Here is a 2,769-nt window from a genome sequence, read left to right as displayed (position 1 = left end):
GTGTCGCCGATGCCGGCCCACAGCATCGAACCGATGCCGATCGATGACTTCACCGTGCCGGTGCGCAGGCCCCGGCCTCGGTGACGCCCAGGTGCAGCGGGCAGTCGATGCGTTCGGACAGCTGGTGATAGGCCGCCACCGTCATGAACGGGTCCGAGGCCTTCACACTGATCTTGAACTCGTGGAAATCGTGGTCCTGCAGGATGCGGGCGTGGTTGAGGGCGCTCTCGACCATGGCGTCGGGACAGGGCTCGCCGTACTTCTCCAGCAGTTCGCGCTCCAGCGAGCCGGCATTGACGCCGATTCGCATCGAGCAGCCGTGGTCGCGGGCCGCCTGGATCACGTCGCGCACCCGGTCGGCGCTGCCGATATTGCCCGGATTGATCCGCAGACAGGCGGCGCCGGCCTGGGCCGCCTCGATGCCGCGCTTGTAGTGGAAATGGATGTCCGCGACGAGCGGCACCCGGGCTTCGCGGGCGATGGTCTTGAAGGCCGCCGTGCTCTCGACGTCGGGGCACGAGACCCGGACGATGTCGGCCCCGGCCTCTTCCAGCTGGCGGATCTGCTCCAGCGTCGCGGCGGCGTCGCTGGTCAGGGTGTTGGTCATCGACTGGACGGTGATCGGCGCGTCGCCGCCGACCTCGACATTGCCGACACGGATCTTGCGCGACTTGCGGCGCTCGATCGAGCGCCAGGGTCGAAGGTGGGTATGATCAGCGGCCATGACGGCAATCTAGGACTTTTGCGGCCCGAACCCAAGGGCGACGAGCGCTCTGGTCCCTAGCCGCCCAACTTTCCCAGCGAGGTCTGGGCGCTTTGCAGGCGACCGGTCAGCACGCCGCCGACATAGACGTTGAAGGCCGAGGGGTCGGAGACGTCGGCGGTCAGGCCGCCGGTGCGCGGGGCGCGATAGGCCTCGCCCGGCGCCAGCTGACGCGCGAAGAACACCGAGCCGTCGGCCCCGCGCACCACCAGCGACGCGCCCTTGCGGGCCTGCAGGATGACGCCCGAGCCGTCGGCGGGGCTGGCGCCCAGCACCGCGGCCTTGGACTTGAACGGTGAACCCAGGGCCGCGGTCTGGGCGGCGTCGATCACCGGTCCGTTGGCGGCGGCCTCGACCGCGCGGGCCTTGGAGGCGGCGGTCACGGCGTCGGCCGAACCGCCATTGGCGGCGGCGTCGTCGAGGCCGGGGGTCTTGTAGGGCTCAGGCACGGTCGATTCGGCCGGGGCCGGGACCGGCGCGCCCAGCGCCACGGCGCCGCCGGAGGCGATGGTCGGCGCGCGGGGCGCGGTGGCGGCGGCCAGGGGCGGCGGGGCCTCGGTGGCGATGGCGCGCTGGGCGACGTTCCACAGGACGATGGCGACCACGACCAGCAGGCCGCCGGCCAGCAGCAGACCCAGACGCGGGTCGCTCTCGCGGCGCACCCCGACCGGAGCGCGCAGCGGTTCGTTGTCTTCGGGCGCGTCCAGCTTGAAGCGGGCCACGGCGGCCTCGCCGTCCAGGCCCAACAGCCGGGCGTAGGATTTCACATAGCCGATGGTGAAGGGGCGCGACGGCAGGTCGTCCAGGCGCATGGCCTCAAGGGCCTCGACATAGCTCAGACGAATGCGGGTGGCGTCTGCCACGTCCTGCAGCGTCAGGCCGCGAAATTCACGGGCGACCTGCAAGGCCTCGCCGATATCCGCGCCATGCTCAATGGAAAGCAGCGCCACATCGGGCGCGTCGTCGCGATCATCGGCGACCAACTGCAAGTGGGTCGCCCTGCCCGTATCCAGCGGCATGGCAGCCATAATACCCCAAACTTTCGTGCCGGAGGCGAGCCCGACACTTGCCCGTTTCCGACGATGCGGAACCCGTTAATACTCGTTTTGTGGATATCAAAGTAAGTGACGGAATTCAATACACTAAACAGCAACGCTTGGTTAACGCGCCGCCGCTCAGATCGCCACGTAAAGCTTGCGCGCCAAGGTTTCGATCTCGCCGCGGATCGACCCGCCGGCGCCCTTGAGCAGGGCCTCGACATTGCGGCGGGCGGCCTCGCGATCGCAGGACAGCACCATCTGCTTGACCGGACCGATGCCGGCGGGCGGCATCGAGAGTCGATCAAAGCCCAAGGCCATAAGGGCGAAGGCCTCCAGCGGCCGCCCCGCCATCTCGCCGCACACGGACACGGGCGTGCCGGTGTCCTCGCAGGCCTGCTGGATGGTCTTGAGCGCCCGCAGCGCGGCCGGCGACAGCGGATCATAGCGATCGGAGACCCGCGGATTGCCCCGGTCGGCGGCAAATAAATATTGCATCAGGTCGTTGGTGCCGACCGAAACGAAGTCGGTCATCGGCAGCAGCGCGTCTAGATGCCACAGCAGCGACGGCGCCTCGATCATCGCCCCGACGTCCAGGCGCTGCGGCGCGGGCCGGCCGCGCTTCAACGCCCAGGCGACTTCCTGGTCGACGAAGGCCCGGGCGGCGCGGAACTCGTCCACATTGGCCACCAGCGGGAACATGATCCGCAGCGGCCGCCCGCGCGAGGCCTTGATCAGGGCGCGGATCTGCATCCGCAGCAGGGCCGGTCGGTCCAGCCCCATGCGGATGGCGCGCCACCCCAGGGCCGGATTGTCCTCGCGCTCCAGCTCCATGTAGGGCAGCAGCTTGTCGCCGCCCAGGTCGAGGGTGCGGAAGGTCACCGGCATGCCGTCGGCGGCGTCCAGGACCTTTTCATAGAGCGCCGTCTGGGCCTCGAGCCGGGGCATTTCCTCGGCGACCATGAACTG

At 69.3% G+C, this 2,769-nt stretch carries 2 protein-coding genes and 1 pseudogene; all 3 read right to left on the bottom strand.

Annotated features, from left to right (window positions below; translation table 11 throughout):
* A pseudogene (gene ispG, locus CSW58_RS13235) lies at positions 1–724 on the bottom strand (flavodoxin-dependent (E)-4-hydroxy-3-methylbut-2-enyl-diphosphate synthase); the annotation flags it as partial.
* A gap of 56 nt (positions 725–780) precedes the next feature.
* Positions 781–1,782, bottom strand: coding sequence for a RodZ family helix-turn-helix domain-containing protein (locus CSW58_RS13230; protein ID WP_099447590.1), 1,002 nt, complete (start codon positions 1,780–1,782; stop codon positions 781–783).
* A gap of 156 nt (positions 1,783–1,938) precedes the next feature.
* On the bottom strand, positions 1,939–2,769 hold an 831-nt coding region (locus CSW58_RS13225; protein ID WP_304441654.1), incomplete at its 5' end, for a putative PEP-binding protein.

This window comes from Caulobacter sp. B11 (genome assembly GCF_002737765.1).
Taxonomy (GTDB): Bacteria; Pseudomonadota; Alphaproteobacteria; order Caulobacterales; family Caulobacteraceae; genus Caulobacter.
The sequence above is the reverse complement of the archived record's forward strand: the minus strand, read 5'-3'. Positions and strand labels throughout refer to the sequence as shown.